The sequence below is a fragment of the Shimia sp. CNT1-13L.2 genome (genome assembly GCF_024331145.1).
In the GTDB taxonomy this organism is placed as follows: Bacteria; Pseudomonadota; Alphaproteobacteria; order Rhodobacterales; family Rhodobacteraceae; genus Shimia.
On sequence record NZ_JANDJO010000001.1, the window covers coordinates 548,825 to 565,729 of the forward strand.

A 16,905-nucleotide genomic window follows, 5' to 3' on the forward strand; every position below is an offset into this window, starting at 1 on the left:
GGCATCCGCTACGCCGCCGCCTCATCTCAAGAATGGATCGCATCATGGGACGCAAACGCAAGGGACGTGACATTTCCGGCTGGCTGGTGGTTGATAAACCGGCGGGCATGACCTCGACTTCGGTTGTCAACAAGGTGCGTTGGGCGATGGAGGCCAAGAAGGCCGGCCATGCGGGCACCCTCGATCCTGAGGCCACGGGCGTTCTCGCTGTGGCGCTGGGTGAGGCGACCAAGACGGTGCCCTATCTGACCGATGACCTGAAGTGTTATGAGTTCACCGTACGCCTTGGGCAGGCCACCAACACCGACGATGCCGAGGGCGAGGTGATTGCCCAATCCGACGCACGCCCAAGCGATGACGAGATCAAGGGCGCGCTTGGCCAGTTCATCGGCGACATCATGCAGGTGCCGCCCAAGTTCAGCGCGGTCAAGATCGACGGCGAACGCGCCTACAAGCTTGCCCGCGACGGCGAAGACGTCGAGATCGCCGCAAGGCCGCTGTGGGTCGAGTCGCTGGTGATGCTGGATCGCGAAGACGAAGACCACGTGTTGCTTGAGCTGACCTGTGGCAAGGGTGGTTATGTGCGTTCGATCGCGCGGGACCTTGGTGCGGCACTGGGCTGTTTCGGCCACGTACGCGAGTTGCGCCGCATCTGGTCGGGGCCCTTCACCGCCGCGGAGGGGATCAGCATCGAAGAGATCGACGCCAAGGCCAAGACCACTGATCTGGACGCCTACCTGCGGCCGCTGGAAGAGGTGCTGGCCGTCCTGCCGGAAGTGAAGTGCACCGCCGAGGGGGCCACGCGCCTGAAACACGGCAATCCCGGCATGGTGCTGGCCAGTGACGTCGACTATGGCGAAGAGTGCTGGGCCTCGTTCGAGGGCAAGGCCGTGGCCGTGGGTGTTTTCAAGGCGGGCGAGTTGCATCCCAGCCGGGTTTTTGTCGACTGATCCGTGGTTGCCCTCTCTTTCCGGACGCTTGCCTCTTGTTCCTAGGCACGGCACAAACGCGGGATGATCACACGCGAGTTTCAAAAGGGCGATGCCGCCTCAAGCGCGACCTATTCGGATTGCGAAACCTACCGCTATTCCCTGACGCGCGTTTGGGATGATGCGGGCCGCAAGGTGGCTTTCATCATGCTCAACCCTTCCAAGGCGACCGAAGCGCAGAACGACCCGACAATCGAACGCTGCGAACGCAGGGCGCGGGCGCTGGGGTTCGGCGGGTTTCGCGCGGTGAACATCTTTGCCCTGCGTGAAACCGATCCGAAACTGCTGCGCACCCACCCCGAGCCGCAGGGGCCCGACAATGACGACGCCGTCTCCCAAGCCTGCCTTTGGGCGGATGTGATCCTCGCCGGATGGGGCGCGCATGGAGAGCACCTTGGACAAGGCGACGCCATGCGCGAGGTGCTGCGCGGCACGGGACGGACGATCCATTGTCTTGGCCTGACCAAAGCCGGCCACCCCCGCCACCCGCTTTACATCGCCTACGCCCAGCAGCCAGAAATCTGGACCCTGCCAGAGACGACCCGTTAACCAAGTTCCCTGTTTGACGTTTACCGGCGCGATGCCCTGTGGCCTACTTTGGCGGGGGCCTGTGTTCCGGACAAACGGGGTTGGTGCGATGTGGTTACTTGCGGGAATTATTGGTGTCATGGCGGCCGGATCCACGGCGGTTTTCAGTTTTGACACGGACGAAGACGAGTCAGAGAGCGAAAACAACGACCTGCCCGAGGAAGAAAACGCAGAGGCCGCTGCACAAGACACAACCGACCTTCTGGAAATTGCAGGCACACCATTGCAGCCGGTGGACGTCGACACGCCACAAGACACGACGCAGGCCACTGAGGGCGCAGATACCTTGATTGGCCTGAACACGGACGATCACATTGATGGCCTTGCCGGCGACGACCAGATCAACGGATATGAAGGCAACGACACCCTGTATGGCGGCACCGGTCAGGATCACCTATTCGGTGCCGAAGGTGAAGACGCGCTGTTTGGCGGGGACGACAACGACCGCCTTCACGGACAGGACGGTTCTGACACCCTGCTTGGCGAGGCAGGGGATGACAGGCTGGCCGGATACCTTGGTGATGACCATCTTACCGGCGGCGATGGCGCGGACTCGCTCCTTGGCGGGGCGGGCGATGATCTTTTGCAGGGTGGCAACGATGATGACGCGCTGCATGGCAATGAAGGTGACGACACCCTGACAGGGGGTGATGGCAGCGACACCCTGTTCGGCGGGGACGGCAATGATCTTGTTGACGGGCGCGACGCCGATGGTGCAATGGACTTTCTCAATGGTGGTCAGGGTGATGATACGATCACTGCGGGCGCCGGCGACATGGCGCATGGCGGTGACGGGCTCGACACCTTCCTGCTTAGTGAATGGGATCAGGTGGGCGGTCCGGTCACGATTGTCGATTTCAACGACTCGGAAGACAGCCTCGTCCTGATGTATGAAGATAGCGGGAATGGCGATCCAGAGGTTGATATTCGCAAGGACTCCAATGACCCGAACCGAACCGAGGTTCTGGTGGATGGCATTCCCGTCGCCGTCGTGATGGGAGGGGGGGGCCTGTCTGCGGCAGACATCACGCTTTTGCCACAGGGCGGACCGGGTGCAACCGAGTTGCTACGCGTTTGAGGGGCTTCGCCCTTCCCTTTTGGAGAAATATCTCTTATACGCGCGCATCCGGTGGACGAATCCGTATGCCGGACACTTTCCTGGACCTTGCTGGACGACATCCCGGCTTGTGCCCGCAACCCTTAATCATGGGAGACCCCGATGTCGATTACTGTTGAAGAAAAAGCCCGCGTTCTGGCCGAATTTGCAACCAAAGAAGGCGACACCGGTTCGCCGGAAGTACAGGTTGCTATCCTGACCTCGCGCATCAACACCCTGACCGAGCACTTCAAAACCCACAAGAAGGACAACCACGGTCGTCGTGGCCTTCTGAAAATGGTTGCTCAGCGCCGTAAGCTGCTGGACTACCTGAAGGGCAAGGAAGAAGCACGTTACCAAGACCTGATCAAGCGTCTCGGCATCCGTCGCTAAGCATTCCGGATCATCCGATCCAGAAACACCCGCTCCTCTTTGGAGCGGGTGTTTTCGTTTGTGGCCACCGGAAAGCCTTGCGCAATGGCGGGCGTCGGGGTGAATTGGGCGGAGATTGCGACGACAGGACCCCGCCAATGACCAGCGCCGACACCCTGACCTTTCTGGCCTGCCAGATCGACATCCCCCCGATGACCACGGCCGCCGAGAGGGACGCGCACCTTGCCCGATCCGCGGCGAAGGTGCGGGCCGAACTTGCCGCCGCCGACAGACGGGTCGATCTGGTGATGCTGCCGGAACTTTCCAGCATCGATTATGCGCGCGACACGTTTTCCAGACTGGACGAGATGGCAGAGCCTGTCGATGGCGCGTCGTTTCAAACATGGCGGGCGGTGGCGCAGGAGTTCGGATGCCACGTTTCCTTTGGGTTTGCCCGCAAGGGGGACGGCGGGCCATTCATCAGTGTAGGTGTGGTCGGCCCAAACGGTGACCTGATCGGCAGTTACGACAAGCTGCATCTCGCACAATACGGCGCGTCGATGGAGAAAGAGTATTTCAATCGGGGCGATCACCTGCTGGTCTTTGAGGTCAACGGTTTCCGGCTGGCCCCGATCATCTGCTACGACATCCGCATCCCGGAATTGTCGCGCACGCTGGCCGTGGATCATGGTGTCGAGGTGATCCTGCATTGCGGTGCCTACTATCGCGACGAATCCTTCGCTACATGGCACCCTTTCGCGACCACGCGGGCGCTTGAGAACCAGGTGTTCTTTCTCTCGCTGAACCGGGCGGGGCAGACTTATGGCAATTCGCTGTTTTGCTGGCCGTGGATGGATGAAACCATCGCTCCCGTCCGTTTTGACAACACCGCCGAGACCTTCCGTCTGATCACGATGGACCGCGCCACGCTAGAGGCGGCACGGCGCGATTATACGTTCTTGAAGGACCGGCTTGAGGACTATGGGGCGGTTGGGACGCACCAGGATTGATGACACCCGAGCGTGCCGTTCGCGGCTTGAAACGCTCTACCTGTCTTTGTCTTCGGCTTTGATAAGTTCTGCCACCCGCTGACCGATGATCGTGCTGGCCTTGACCGAAGGGTGGATCATGTCGACGCCGTGGAACGATCTGTCCCCGTGCGGCACCAGTTCGGCATTCGACAGGAAATAGACGCCCTCGACCTGATCGGCCAGACGCGCAATCCGGGCTTCGAGAACATCGCCTTCCGAACGGCACTCGTCGATCATCGAGCCGACGCCGGGACTCCGCAGATAACCGACCCATACCACGCGGGCGCCGGTCTTGCGGATGTCGGTGACCAGCTTGGCAATTGCCCCGCCGCGGCCATTCTGGGAAATCAGCTTGTCCAGCTTGCGTTCACAGGCCTTGCAGCCACAGCCCAGCCAAAGATCGTTGCCGCCACCGTTCAGGACAACCCAATCCCAGCCGTCGCTCGAGAACTGGCTTTCGATACGGAACCCGGCCGCGCCGGAAATCGGGAGCCTGTAGAGGATCCGTGCGCCGCCGACAGACCGGTTGACCACAGGTTCCTGGAGTTCGCGCGCAACGGAATGGGCAATCGACCGCCCGCTGATCCCATGCCACGCCATGAGACTGTCGCCCATGGCAAGAATGCGAGGCCCCTCCGAACGGGAGACTTCGGCACCCTTGGGGGCAGGTGCCGTTGTCGCGCAGGCGGACAAAACCAAAGCTGTCAGGGTCAGGATCAAAAAGGGCAGGCGCATCAATTCAGGGGCTCTATTCACGCAGTATCAAGGACGTGGGCACATATGGGGAGTTCGGCGCGGGGAAAGCAAGGGCAACTCTGTGCCGATGCAAACTCCCTGCTTTCAAAACGCTTCAATCTCATGTAAGGGCCTTGCATCCGACACGTTGTGCTTGGACCCTGGCACTCGGACAGAAGAAGGAAGGGGTCGGCGGCAATGGGGCCGCTATATGAAACGGGAGACCCGGAGGGCCGGGAGTGCTCCCAACTAGGATAACATGATGTTTGATGTAACCAAGAAATCCATGCAGTGGGGCGAAGAGACGCTCACACTGGAAACGGGCAAGGTTGCCCGTCAGGCCGACGGCACCGTGATCGCCACTCTGGGCGAGACCTCGGTCATGGCCAACGTGACCTTTGCGAAGGCACCGAAACCCGGTCAGGACTTTTTCCCGCTGACCGTTCACTACCAAGAGAAATACTATGCCGCGGGTAAAGTACCCGGCGGTTTCTTCAAGCGTGAAGCTCGTCCGACCGAGAAAGAAACCCTCACCGCGCGTCTGATCGACCGTCCGATCCGCCCGCTGTTCGTTGAAGGCTTCAAGAACGAAGTTCTGGTGATGTGCACCGTTCTGAGCCACGACCTCGTAAACGACCCCGACATCGTTGCGATGATCGCCGCCTCGGCCGCGCTGACCATTTCGGGTGCGCCGTTCATGGGCCCGATCGCCGGTGCGCGCGTTGGTTTCGAAGACGGTGAATACGTTCTGAACCCGACCGTTGATGACATGCAGGACCTGCGCAACAACCCCGACCAGCGTCTGGACCTGGTTGTCGCGGGCACCAAAGACGCCGTGATGATGGTGGAATCGGAAGCCTACGAGCTGACCGAAGCCGAAATGCTGGGCGCCGTGACCTTTGCCCACGACGCTATCCAGCCGGTCATCGACCTGATCATCGACCTCGCGGAAGAGGCGGCGAAAGAGCCGTTCGACTTTACCCCGCCGGAATACACCGAGCTGTTTGAAGCCGTGAAAGCCGCCGGCGAAGAGCAAATGCGCGCCGCATTTGCCCTGACTGACAAGCAAGAGCGCACCGCCGCTGTTGCCGCAGCACGTGACGCGATCAAGGAAGCGCTGACCGAAGAGCAGCTGGAAGATTCCAACCTTGGCGCAGCCATGAAAAAGCTGGAAGCGGGCATCCTGCGTGGTGACGTTGTCAAAGGCGGCAAGCGTATCGACGGCCGTGACACCACCACCGTCCGCCAGATTGTTGCGGAAACCGGCATGCTGCCGCGGACCCACGGCTCGGCGCTGTTCACCCGTGGCGAGACCCAGGGTCTGGTTGTGACCACCCTCGGCACCGGCGACGACGAACAGATCATCGACGCACTGCACGGCAACTTCCGTTCGAACTTCCTGCTGCACTACAACTTCCCGCCCTACTCGGTTGGTGAAGTTGGCCGCGTTGGTTCGCCCGGTCGTCGCGAAATCGGCCACGGCAAGCTGGCATGGCGCGCCCTTCAGGCCGTTCTGCCCGCAGCAACCGACTTCCCCTACACCATCCGCGTTGTTTCCGAGATCACCGAATCGAACGGCTCGTCGTCGATGGCGTCGGTCTGCGGTGGTTCGCTGTCGATGATGGACGCAGGTGTTCCGCTGAAATCGGCGGTTGCCGGTGTTGCCATGGGCCTGATCCTTGAGGACGACGGTTCCTACGCGATCCTGACCGACATCCTGGGTGACGAAGACCACCTCGGCGACATGGACTTCAAAGTGGCAGGTACCGAAAACGGCATCACCTCGCTGCAGATGGACATCAAGGTTGCCGGCATCACCCCGGAAATCATGGAGAAAGCCCTTGCGCAGGCCAAGGACGGCCGCATGCACATCCTGGGCGAGATGAACAAGGCGCTTTCGGGCGCGGCTGACTTCTCGGTCCACGCCCCACGCATCGAAACCATGACCGTTCCCACCGACAAGATCCGTGAAGTGATCGGTTCGGGCGGCAAGGTCATCCGCGAGATCGTGGAAGTTTCGGGCGCCAAGGTCGACATCAACGACGACGGCGTGATCAAGATCGCTTCGCCGAACGGTGACTCGATCCAGAAGGCCTATGACATGATCTATGCGATCGTGGCCGAGCCGGAAGTGGGCGAGATCTACAACGGTAAGGTTGTGAAGATTGTCGACTTCGGTGCCTTCGTGAACTTCTTCGGCAAGCGCGACGGTCTTGTACACGTCAGCCAGATCGAAAACCGCCGCCTGAACCACCCTTCGGACGTTCTGAAGGAAGGTCAGGAAGTCAAAGTCAAACTGCTTGGCTTCGACGACCGCGGCAAGGTGCGCCTGTCGATGAAAGTTGTCGACCAGGAGACCGGCGAAGAAGTTGTTATCGAGAAGAAAGAGAAAGCTCGCGAAGAGTAATCTCCTCTGGAAATTTGAGAATTGGCGGTCCGGGATTTTCCGGTCCGCCGCTTTTTCCTGAATTTGGCATTCTTATGACTACAGACCTTAGCCGTATTGGCATTGTCACCGTTTGCTACCGGAGCATGGCGGTTCTCCCGGAAATGTTGGCAACGATCTCTGATGAAGTACCCGTCGTTCTGATTGATAATGCAGGCGATGACGATCCAGAGCTAACTGAATTGGCCACCCGGCATGGTGCCAAGCTGATCGTAAACGGCAAGAATCGGGGCTTTGGCGTGGCGTGCAACCAAGGCGCGGCAGAACTCACGACCGAATTTCTCTTGTTCCTGAACCCGGATGCCGCTTTGGCACCTGACGCACTGGAGCGATTGCTGGAAGCGGCCGACGCCTATCCCGACGCGGGGGCCTTCAACCCCAAGATCGCGTCTCCACAAGGCGCGCAGCTGTTCAAACGCAATAGCCACCTGTTTCCCAAATCGCACAAGATGCCGCGGGGCTGGCCCGCCCAGGACAGCGAAGTCACGGTTTTGTCGGGCGCCGCTTTCTTTGTTCGGCGCAGCGCTTTTGAAAGCGTTGGAGGGTTCGATCCAAATATTTTTCTGTACCACGAAGACGATGACCTCGCCCTTCGATTGCGCCAGAGCGTAGGACCCTTGCGATTTGTCAGCAACGCGCGTGTCACCCATCTCGAGGGGCGCTCGTCAGTGCGGTCACCCGAGATTGCCACGCTAAAGGCATGGCACATGGCGCGTTCGCGGGTCTATGCGACACGCAAGCATGGCCGTCCGATTCCGTTTGCCCGCGCGCTGCATTCCGCGATGCGGCAGCTGCTCTCTCCAGCCGTGTTGTTTTCCAAACGCAAGCGGGCCAAACAAGTCGCCTACCTGACGGGTGTCCTAAGCTCATTCTGGGATGGCGGCGCGACGCGGGAAGCACAAAGATGACAAAGCTGAACAGACGACTCTTGCTGGCAGCCCGGCGTTTGATTGTCGGCGACAAGTATTCTGTCCACGGTGTCACGGTGACGGTCCCTCTAAGTGTCGATCCTGAAATCCGCTATTTGCTGGCCCGACGTCGGCCGTACGAAGATCCGGAGGCCCGATTTGTCCGGGCCCATGTGGAAATGGGTACCCACGTGGTTGAACTTGGTGGCTCAATCGGCGTTGTTTCCGCCTTGATCCGCAAAGCGATCGGACCGCAGGCCAAGCATGTCATTGTCGAAGCGAACCCCGCCCTGGCGGCCGTATGTAAGGTCAATGCAAGCGCAACTGCGAATCCTGGCTGCGTCGAGGTGATCGAAGCAGCGGTGGATTATTCCGGCGCCGAGCAGGTCATGTTCGACTTCGGGCACAATGCCCATACCGGACGGGTTTCCGATCAGGGTGTTCCAGTCCCCACGACAACATTGGGCACTGTTGCCGCATCCTTGCCGAGCGGTCCGGCCGTTCTGGTTTGTGATATCGAAGGTGCGGAACTTAGTCTGATTTTTTCGGATACCGCAGCGCTGGAACGATTTGAAACCGTTATCCTGGAAACCCATCCACATGCCTATCCAGATGGCTTCGAGGATCTGGACAGGATGCTGACTCACCTCGCCGCACAGGGCTTTGCGCAAATTGACAGCGCCGACGATGTGGTGATCTACAAGCGCCGCGAACCATGAAAATACCCGGTTACTTCATCAATCTTGATCGCGCTGAACAACGCGCCGCGCATATGCGCTCCGAGGCGGAAAGATTGGATCTGCCGCTGACCCGATTGCCCGCGGTTGATGGAAGACAGTTGGATGAAACGGAACAGGCTGCCCTGCACGAACCGGCCATTGGCATGCATCGCATGTCCGGCCCTGAAATTGGCTGTTTTCTCAGCCACCGCGCTGCCTGGAAGCAGATCGCCGAGGGGGAATATCCCTTTGGCGCTGTGTTCGAAGATGACCTGAAGTTCGCCGAGGACAGTACGCAGCTATTGAACGATGACAGCTGGCTGCCCGAGGGCGCTGGTGTCATCAAGATCGAAACCACGTCTCGCAAGGTTTTGGTTGAGCCGCCTTACGCGCCCGTTGGCCCCAATCGCCAGCTTGGCCGCCTTGGATCTCTGCATCTGGGAGCGGGCGGCTATATCCTGTCTCGTGACTTCGCCGCCACGTTGATCGACCGCACAGAGCAATTTTCCGTGCCGGTGGATTATCTACTGTTTGATCAGACACATGGCCTTTCGATGGATGTGGACCGCTGGCAGTTGTTTCCGGCGATTTGCGTTCAGCAGGTACGCTCAAAAGACAACTTCCTCCCAAGCGGCGCCGAGGCATCTGGTCTCGACAGCGCCCGTAAAGTTCTGAAACGCAAGGGTTTGGCAAAGCTGCGTCGTGAATTGTCGCGCCCCTTCGTCGACGCCGCGAAAGAGATTTCCGCCCGATTGCACGCGCGGCGCATGGGCGGAAAATGGATCTTTATCGACTATAACGACTAACTTCGGTGAAGATCACTCAGGCAGCTTCGTCATCCGCAGGTACGGGAAGTGGGTGGTGAACTCGCCGTACTTGGCCTTGGCGTCCTCGTCACTGACGGCGACCGGGATCACCACGTCTCCACCCGGGGTCCAGTTGGCCGGGGTCGCGACGTTCTCCTTGGCTGCGGTCTGAAGACCGTCGAGTGCGCGCAGAACCTCGGCAAAGTTGCGGCCAACGTTCATCGGGTAGGTCATCGACAGCTTGAGCTGTTTGTCCGGGCCGATGATAAAGACCGAGCGCACGGTTGCGCTGTCGGCCGGGGTGCGACCATCCGGCAGGTAGGCTTCCGCCGGCAGCATGTCGAAGGCCTTGGACACGGCGAGACCCTCGTCGGCGATGATCGGAAAACCTGCCTTGGTACCGGCAAAGCCTTCGATGTCGCTCTTCCAGCCCTTGTGGTCTTCAACGCCGTCGACAGAGACGCCGATCACCTTGCAGCCGCGCTTGTCCCATTCGTCGGCAAGCTGTGCCACGGCCCCGAATTCGGTGGTGCAGACCGGGGTGAAATCCTTGGGGTGCGAGAACAGGATGGCCCAGCTGTCGCCGATCCAGTCGTGGAACGAGATGCTCCCCTGATCGGTTTCAGCCGTGAAATCGGGGACTGTATCGTTGATGCGCAAACCCATGTGTCTCTCCTTGAAAATGCGTTTCATACTGAGATGAACATAAGTGATGGAAAGAGCCTGCATAGGGGGCAGTAGAACTTTCTTTGCAACTCAGGGAAACTTGGCGCTCTGGACTTCTGGAGAAATTTGATCAAATTTCTTGTGACGGTGCGGCACGGGGGGTTGCGAGAGCCACGACCGCCTGACACAGTGCAGCAAATTCTGGGAGGAATACCATGATTGAGAAACGCCAATTCTATATCAACGGGCAATGGGTCTCACCGGCCGCCGCCCGCGATTTCGACGTGATCGATCCGGCCACCGAAGAGGTTTGCGCCGTGATCTCGCTGGGTGATCAGGCCGATACAGACGCAGCCGTTGCCGCTGCCAAGGCCGCCTTCCCGTCGTGGGCTGAAACCCCGCTGGAAGAGCGCGTTACCCTGATCCGCCGACTGGGTGAGATTTACAAGGAACGCCGCGACGAGATGGGCGAGGCGATCCGCATGGAAATGGGCGCGCCGATTGATCTTGCGCGCAACAACCAGTGGGGCGCGGGCAGCTGGCACCTTGACGGGTTCCTTGACGCGCTCGAGAACTTCGAGTTCGAAAAACCCTATAAGGGCGCAGACCGGATGCGCATGGAACCCATCGGTGTGTGTGGCCTGATCACGCCATGGAACTGGCCGATGAACCAGGTTGTGCTCAAGGCGATCCCGGCGATGGCCGTGGGCTGCACGATGGTCCTGAAACCCTCCGAGATCTCGCCGCTGTCTTCGCTCCTGTTTGCCGAGATGGTCGATCAGGCGGGTTTCCCGGCGGGCGTGTTCAACCTCGTCAACGGCGATGGCATGGGCGTGGGTTCGCAGCTTTCGTCGCATCCTGACGTCGATATGATCTCTTTCACCGGTTCGACCCGTGCCGGCATCGCGATCTCGAAGGCCGCCGCCGATACGCTCAAACGCGTGAGCCTTGAACTGGGTGGCAAGGGCGCGAACATCATCTTTGCAGACGCCGACGAGAAGGCCGTCAAACGCGGCGTGATCCACTGCATGCAGAACTCGGGCCAGTCGTGCAACGCGCCGACCCGCATGATGGTGGAACGTTCGCTTTACCCGCAGGCGCTCGAGATTGCCAAGGCAGCAGCAGAGGCCACCTCGGTTGGCCCAACCACGGAATCCGGCCGTCACATCGGGCCGGTGGTGTCGGAATTGCAGTACAACAAGATCCAGGGCCTGATCGAAACCGGCATCAAGGAAGGCGCGACGCTTCTGGCGGGTGGTCTGGGCCGTCCCGAGGGCATGAACAAGGGCTACTTCGTGCGCCCCACCGTCTTTGCCGACGTGACCCCGGAGATGACGATCTACCGCGAGGAAATCTTTGGTCCGGTCCTGTCGATCATGCCGTTCGACAGCGAAGAACACGCCGTGGAAATGGCCAATGACACGGTCTATGGCCTGACCAACTATATCCAGACGCAGGACGACGACAAACGCCTGCGCGTGGCGCGTCGGGTGCGCTCTGGCATGGTGGAAACCAATGGTATCGGCCGCCAGAACGGCTCGCCTTTTGGCGGCTACAAACAGTCGGGCAACGGACGCGAAGGCGGTGTCTGGGGCATCGAGGAATTCTGTGAGGTCAAGGCGATCTCGGGCTGCCCGATGGAGTGATCCAGCCAAACTGACAGATCAGGAAACGCCGGGGCATGTCCCCGGCGCTTTCCTTTTCAGACCCCCAAACCCTGTCGATGCCATTCCTCCCAGATGAAGGGATAGCTCCAGACGCAGTCATGGGTCAGCGCCATACGCGAGCGTATGGCGTCGCGCCGGGCTCTGTCACCCTCGCTCAGCTTGTGGAATTTGACGGTGATCCGGTCCACGCGGGTAATCAGTCCACGCTCCACCATCGCGGGCAGCAGATCGTATTCGCCGCCACGCGTATGCACCTTGGCCAACGCCACGCGAGGCGTACCCAGCGTTTCAAATACCTCGCCCACATCTTTCAGGAACTGGTCCGACGCGCTGCCAAGGCCGAAGTCGTGCACCACCACGTCCGAGCGCCCTTTGAACTTTTGCGACAGGCGAGACGCGTTGTCCCGGGTGTTGGGAAAGACATGCACCGTCACCGCATAGCGCGCGGTCATGGCGTCGGCCCAGTCGCCGGTTTCGGCGCCGATGTCCCAAACCATGTCGCCGGGTAAAAGGCCGGTGAACCCCTCGGGGGTGTCCTGACCATGGGCGGCGCGGTAGGCGCGCAGATCAGAGCGGTAGGCGCGATAGCCCGCGTCCGTCACCCAACGCCACAGATTTTGAAAAACCCCGCCCTCTTGCATGTTGCTCTCCTTGGTTCCGCCCAAGAAGACGCGTTTCACGCGGTAAGCGCAAGATGGCACGGGATCGCGATTTGCCGCAGTGTTTCCTAGAAAGGCACCTTGGCGCGGAAACTCATGCCTCGCCCGCCGTCAGGGTGGCGCACGCGCAGTTCCTCGGAGTGCAGCATCAGCCGGTCATGACTGTCCCGCGAATCGCCTTCGGCATAGAAGGGATCGCCAAGGATCGGATGCCCGAGCGCCTGCATGTGTACGCGCAGCTGGTGGCTGCGCCCGGTCTTGGGGAACATGCGCACGCGGGTTTCGTCTTCGCCGTATTTCATCACCCGCCAGTCGGTGACGGCAGGCTTGCCATTCTCGTGATCAACCATCTGCTTGGGACGGTTCGGCCAGTCCACGATCAGGGGCAGATCGACCGTGCCGGATTTCGGCTCAAGCCGCCCTGCAACCCGCGCGACATAGGTTTTCTTGGTGGTCCGCTTTTCGAACTGCATCGACAGATGGCGCTGCGCATGGGGTGTCAGACCGAAGATCATCACGCCCGACGTATCGCGATCCAGCCGATGCACCAGAAGTGCTGTCGGAAAGGCCACCTGAACGCGGGTCAGCAGGCAATCGGCCAGATGTTCCCCCTTGCCCGGCACCGACAGCAGGCCCGAGGGCTTGTTCACCACGACGATCTCGTGATCCTCGTGCAGCACCTCAAGCGGGTCATGGGGCGGGTTGTATTCGGCTGACGTATCCATGCGCCCGCTTTAGTGCCAGTTGCGGATAGGGGCAACCCGACGTCATGCTTGCCCGAGACGGCGCATCTGGCAGGCTGGGGCAAATTGGAGGAAAAGACGATGCACCCAACGATTGATCGCATGAAAGAGATTGTTGCCTCGGGGGACGATACGAAGATCATAGAAATCCTTGCCGATGACGTGCAGTTCCTGCCGCCGACCTACTACAAGACATGGACCGGAGCGGAACCCGCCGCCGCGATCCTTGGCCACGTCGGTCAGATTTTCGAGGACTTCACCTATCGCCGCATCATGGGCGAGGGCAACGACTGGGCGCTCGAGTTCCAATGCAGGGTTGGCGATCTGGATGCCGTGGGTGTCGACCTGATCACGCTGAACGACGAGGGCAAGATCGCCAAGTTCGAAGTGGTCATGCGCCCCTACAAGACGGTTGGTGCGCTGCGTGATGCGATCATGGCCCGGGTGATGAAAGACCCGCGCTTTCTCAAGTTCAAAGATGCCCTGACCTGACATGGCCATTGCCCCGGACCAAGTCGCCCGCGTCCTGCTGTTGCCTGTGTTGGTGGCACAAGGCGTCTGGCTCGGGGTCCGGGCGATGCGCCTGCCAGAGCCCCCCGGCCCACGTGCGGGCATGGTTGGCAAGGGCCCTGCCCTGCGTCTGCTGATCCTCGGGGATTCCTCGGCGGCCGGGGTTGGGGCAATGTCGCAGGATACCGCGCTCAGCGGGCAGTTGACCCGCGTGCTGGCGGAACATGTCCACCTTGACTGGCACCTTGAGGGCGAAACCAGCGCCACCACCAAGACCTCTTTGGCCAAACTGAACCGCTTGCCTGATCAGGAGTTTGACATCGCCATCCTGATCCATGGCGTGAACGACACCACCCGCTTTACGCCGCGAAAAAAGTTCCACGCCCGCCAGTCCGCGCTGATCAAGGCCCTATGCGATCGACACGGCATCCGGCACTTTGTTCTTTCCGGAGTGCCCCCGTTGCGGCATTTCTCGCTTTTGCCGCACCCCTTGCGTTGGGTGCTTGGGAAACACGCCGACCGTCTTGATACCGTGCTTGCAGACATCGCTCGCACTGACGACGGCGTGACGCACCTGCAGCTGACATTACCCTACGAGCCGCGTTTCACGGCCATCGACGGGTTCCACCCCTCTGAGGCCGCCTATGCGGTCTGGGCAGGGATGCTGGCCGATTTGGTACTGGATCAGGCCGGGCGGCGCAGCTGACGCACCATCGGCACGGAATAGACCACAAGCCCGGCCCAGATCAGCGGGAAGGCGATCATCCGGCCGCGATCGATTTCTTCGCCGAACAGGAAGATGGCAATCAGGAAGATCATCGTCGGCGCGATATATTGCAGAATGCCCATGGTCGACAGGCGCACCAGCTTGGCCCCGTTTGCATAGATCAACAACGGCACCGCCGTGACAATGCCAGCCCCGGCCAGAAAGGCCGTATCAAAGGCGGTCGCACCGAAATGCCCGGTTCCCGTCGCACCCAGCCACAGCACGTATCCCAGCGCAGGGATAAGCAGGATCAGCACCTCGAGAAGGAAGCCCTGATTGGGGCCAATCGGCAGCGAGCGCTTGAAAAAGGCATAGAAGCCCCAGGTGACCATCATTCCAAGCGCCGCCCAAGGCAGTGATCCGGCCTTGTAGATCAGCACTGCAACCCCCAGCGCCGCCAGGCCGACCGCGACCAGTTGCATCCGCGTCAGCGGCTCGCGCAGCAGGATGGCGCCTAGGGCGATGCTGAATAGGGGGTTGATGTAGTAGCCCAGCGCGGCATCCAGCGCGTTCCCGCTGGTCACCGCCCAGACATAGGTCGCCCAATTCAGGGAGATCAGCGCCGCCGTCACACAAGCCATCATGAGCATACGCGGATTGAGCAACGCTGCCCGCAGGTCTTTGGTGCGGCGCAGGATGATCAGAACCAGCCCGGCCAGAGGCACCGACCAGATCACCCGATGCGCCACGATCTCGACCGCTGGCACATGGGCCACGGCCTTCATGTATAGCGGCAGGAAGCCCCAAAGCACATAGGCCGTCACGGCAAAGGCAAGGCCCTGTGGTGTATCTTCGTTCCGGGTCTGCGGGGTGTTGGCCATGTTGGTGCTCCAAATCAACCTGCGGACCCTACGACACCTTGCCGAAACCCAGAACCGGAATTCTGTGATGCGGGTGATCGCGTTTCGTGATGGGTGGGATCAGGCCACCCGCAGCGAGGCGAACTGCGACACGCCTGCCACCACCTCGCGGGCCAGCGCCCTGACGTGACGGGTGCGGGAGCGTGGACCTGTTCGCACGACATAGCTGAGGCCAGGCACTTTCGGGAACATGTCGTCGAGGATCGCCATCTCGCCCGTCACGTAGCGCCCCGGCAAGAGTGACACCCCAAGCCCCGCCTGCACGGCCGAGGCGATCCCCGCCGAGCTTGCACATTGCAGGACGGTTTCAAGCGGCAGGTCAGGCAGCTGCATTGCCCATTGATAGAAGAAACAGGCATCGTCATAGGCAAGGAACGGCAGCCTCCCTCCCTCCTCGATCACGAGATCCTGTGCCTTTACCCAATGCAGGGTGTCAGTATAGACCACCTCGTCGCCCGGCATCACCTGATGTGTGAAGACCTGCATGATGCCAAGATCGATCTCGCCGACCTGCAACGCGTCCTGAAGCGTCAGGCTCTGGCGCACCTGGGTGCGGACCGTCACCTCGGGATGCAGACGTGTGAACCGCCCGAGGATGCGCGACAGATCGCTGCTGGTGACGTCTTCTGTCATGCCAAGGCGAATGCGGCCGGATAGCGGCTGTTTACTGATGCTGCCAAGGGCCTCGTCGTGCAGAGCAACGATGCGGCGGGCATAGTCCAACAGGCGCTGCCCCTCCGCTGTCATGATCGGACCACCCGGTCGTCGGGTTAGCAGCGCGCAGCCGATGCTTTGCTCCAGCCGTCGAATGCGGTGGCTGACGGCGGATTGGGTCAGCGCAAGATGCTCGGACGCGCGGGTGATGCCGCCATTGTCCTGAACGGCGCACAACATGCGCAGCGCATCGATATCCAGTCTCTGGGTCACAAGCCACTCCATGACAAATTGTCATGAATCAATAAAATCATGCCATTTGCGTCACGGCAAGCGGAATGGCACATCCATTGCAAACCCAAGATAAAAAAGGATCTACACCATGACCCTGCAGCTGGATCGTCACGGCCTCACCAAACTGTTTGAAGTTACCGGATCGGCGCTGGCCATCATCTACGCAGTCGCCATCGCCTCGAACACCGGCATGGAAATCCTCGGCTTCACCCTGCTCCTGATCTCGGCCAGCTTATTTGCCGCCTGGGCCGTGATCGACCGTCGCTGGGCCTTCCTGCTCTTGCAGGGGTTTTACATCGGTTCCGCTGTCCTGGGCCTTGTGCGCTGGGCCTGAGACAGGAGAAGCGCCTTGAAAGGCGCTTGACCAGGCCATTTCGAAATGGCCTCGGCAAGGCT

General features: G+C 60.5%; 19 protein-coding genes. 13 read left to right on the top strand and 6 right to left on the bottom strand.

Features of this window, described 5'->3' with window-relative positions:
* The first annotated feature begins 44 nt into the window (after positions 1-44).
* The 5 genes from truB (at position 45) to NNA36_RS02745 (ending at position 4,055) form a co-directional block, all read left to right on the top strand.
* The gene (truB, locus tag NNA36_RS02725) at positions 45-950 is read left to right on the top strand and encodes a tRNA pseudouridine(55) synthase TruB (protein WP_255103974.1); all 906 of its coding nucleotides are present in this window, start codon (positions 45-47) and stop codon (positions 948-950) included.
* A gap of 63 nt (positions 951-1,013) precedes the next feature.
* The gene (locus tag NNA36_RS02730) at positions 1,014-1,538 is read left to right on the top strand and encodes a DUF1643 domain-containing protein (RefSeq protein WP_255103976.1); all 525 of its coding nucleotides are present in this window, start codon (positions 1,014-1,016) and stop codon (positions 1,536-1,538) included.
* Positions 1,539-1,656: 118 nt separating this feature from the next.
* Positions 1,657-2,655 carry a calcium-binding protein gene (locus tag NNA36_RS02735; protein WP_255103977.1) on the top strand — a complete coding sequence of 333 codons (999 nt, stop codon included), beginning with the start codon at positions 1,657-1,659 and terminating at the stop codon, positions 2,653-2,655.
* Positions 2,656-2,796: 141 nt separating this feature from the next.
* A complete protein-coding gene (rpsO, locus tag NNA36_RS02740; protein WP_255103979.1) occupies positions 2,797-3,066 on the top strand; it encodes a 30S ribosomal protein S15 in 270 nt (89 codons plus the stop codon).
* Between the two features lie 137 nt (positions 3,067-3,203).
* Entirely contained in the window at positions 3,204-4,055 is an 852-nt protein-coding gene (locus NNA36_RS02745) for a carbon-nitrogen hydrolase family protein (RefSeq protein ID WP_255103980.1), read from the top strand.
* Between the two features lie 36 nt (positions 4,056-4,091).
* Here NNA36_RS02745 and NNA36_RS02750 read toward each other — a convergent pair whose 3' ends face one another.
* Complete coding sequence (locus tag NNA36_RS02750) at positions 4,092-4,811, bottom strand: SGNH/GDSL hydrolase family protein (RefSeq protein WP_255103982.1); 720 nt, start codon at positions 4,809-4,811, stop codon at positions 4,092-4,094.
* A 262-nt stretch (positions 4,812-5,073) separates the two neighbouring features.
* Between NNA36_RS02750 and pnp the strand changes: the two genes are divergently transcribed.
* The 4 genes from pnp to NNA36_RS02770 all read left to right on the top strand — a co-directional run bounded on the left by pnp (position 5,074) and on the right by NNA36_RS02770 (position 9,690).
* On the top strand, positions 5,074-7,218 hold the full coding sequence (pnp, locus tag NNA36_RS02755; protein WP_255103984.1) for a polyribonucleotide nucleotidyltransferase: 2,145 nt from the start codon (positions 5,074-5,076) through the stop codon (positions 7,216-7,218).
* 74 nt (positions 7,219-7,292) lie between these two features.
* Positions 7,293-8,165, top strand: a complete 873-nt coding sequence (locus tag NNA36_RS02760) for a glycosyltransferase family 2 protein (RefSeq protein WP_255103986.1) — start codon at positions 7,293-7,295, stop codon at positions 8,163-8,165.
* Complete coding sequence (locus NNA36_RS02765; RefSeq protein ID WP_255103988.1) at positions 8,162-8,884, top strand: FkbM family methyltransferase; 723 nt, start codon at positions 8,162-8,164, stop codon at positions 8,882-8,884. Before NNA36_RS02760 ends, NNA36_RS02765 begins: the two co-directional genes overlap by 4 nt.
* Positions 8,881-9,690, top strand: coding sequence for a glycosyltransferase family 25 protein (locus tag NNA36_RS02770; protein ID WP_255103991.1), 810 nt, complete (start codon positions 8,881-8,883; stop codon positions 9,688-9,690). The genes NNA36_RS02765 and NNA36_RS02770 overlap by 4 nt, the downstream gene beginning before the upstream one ends.
* Before the next feature lie 12 nt (positions 9,691-9,702).
* On the opposite strand, the gene NNA36_RS02775 is transcribed toward NNA36_RS02770, so the two are convergent.
* Positions 9,703-10,356 (bottom strand): peroxiredoxin, encoded by a 654-nt coding sequence (locus NNA36_RS02775; protein ID WP_255103993.1) that lies wholly within the window; start codon positions 10,354-10,356, stop codon positions 9,703-9,705.
* 215 nt (positions 10,357-10,571) lie between these two features.
* On the opposite strand from NNA36_RS02775, the gene NNA36_RS02780 reads away from it, so the two are divergent.
* Complete coding sequence (locus tag NNA36_RS02780; protein WP_255103995.1) at positions 10,572-12,002, top strand: aldehyde dehydrogenase family protein; 1,431 nt, start codon at positions 10,572-10,574, stop codon at positions 12,000-12,002.
* A gap of 56 nt (positions 12,003-12,058) precedes the next feature.
* On the opposite strand, the gene NNA36_RS02785 is transcribed toward NNA36_RS02780, so the two are convergent.
* A complete protein-coding gene (locus NNA36_RS02785) occupies positions 12,059-12,664 on the bottom strand; it encodes a hypothetical protein (protein ID WP_255103997.1) in 606 nt (201 codons plus the stop codon).
* Between the two features lie 86 nt (positions 12,665-12,750).
* Positions 12,751-13,407, bottom strand: a complete 657-nt coding sequence (locus NNA36_RS02790; RefSeq protein ID WP_255103999.1) for an RluA family pseudouridine synthase — start codon at positions 13,405-13,407, stop codon at positions 12,751-12,753.
* 99 nt (positions 13,408-13,506) lie between these two features.
* Between NNA36_RS02790 and NNA36_RS02795 the strand changes: the two genes are divergently transcribed.
* Both NNA36_RS02795 and NNA36_RS02800 read left to right on the top strand, forming a co-directional pair.
* On the top strand, positions 13,507-13,917 hold the full coding sequence (locus tag NNA36_RS02795) for a nuclear transport factor 2 family protein (protein ID WP_255104001.1): 411 nt from the start codon (positions 13,507-13,509) through the stop codon (positions 13,915-13,917).
* Between the two features lies 1 nt (position 13,918).
* Positions 13,919-14,641, top strand: coding sequence for an SGNH/GDSL hydrolase family protein (locus NNA36_RS02800; RefSeq protein ID WP_255104003.1), 723 nt, complete (start codon positions 13,919-13,921; stop codon positions 14,639-14,641).
* Here the strand turns inward: NNA36_RS02800 and rarD are convergent.
* Both rarD and NNA36_RS02810 read right to left on the bottom strand, forming a co-directional pair.
* Positions 14,620-15,522 (bottom strand): EamA family transporter RarD, encoded by a 903-nt coding sequence (rarD, locus tag NNA36_RS02805; RefSeq protein WP_255104006.1) that lies wholly within the window; start codon positions 15,520-15,522, stop codon positions 14,620-14,622. The genes NNA36_RS02800 and rarD overlap by 22 nt on opposite strands.
* A gap of 99 nt (positions 15,523-15,621) precedes the next feature.
* Positions 15,622-16,488, bottom strand: a complete 867-nt coding sequence (locus NNA36_RS02810) for a LysR family transcriptional regulator (protein WP_255104007.1) — start codon at positions 16,486-16,488, stop codon at positions 15,622-15,624.
* A gap of 109 nt (positions 16,489-16,597) precedes the next feature.
* Here NNA36_RS02810 and NNA36_RS02815 point away from each other — a divergent pair, with 109 nt between their 5' ends.
* Positions 16,598-16,843, top strand: a complete 246-nt coding sequence (locus NNA36_RS02815) for a hypothetical protein (protein WP_255104009.1) — start codon at positions 16,598-16,600, stop codon at positions 16,841-16,843.
* Positions 16,844-16,905 lie beyond the last annotated feature (62 nt).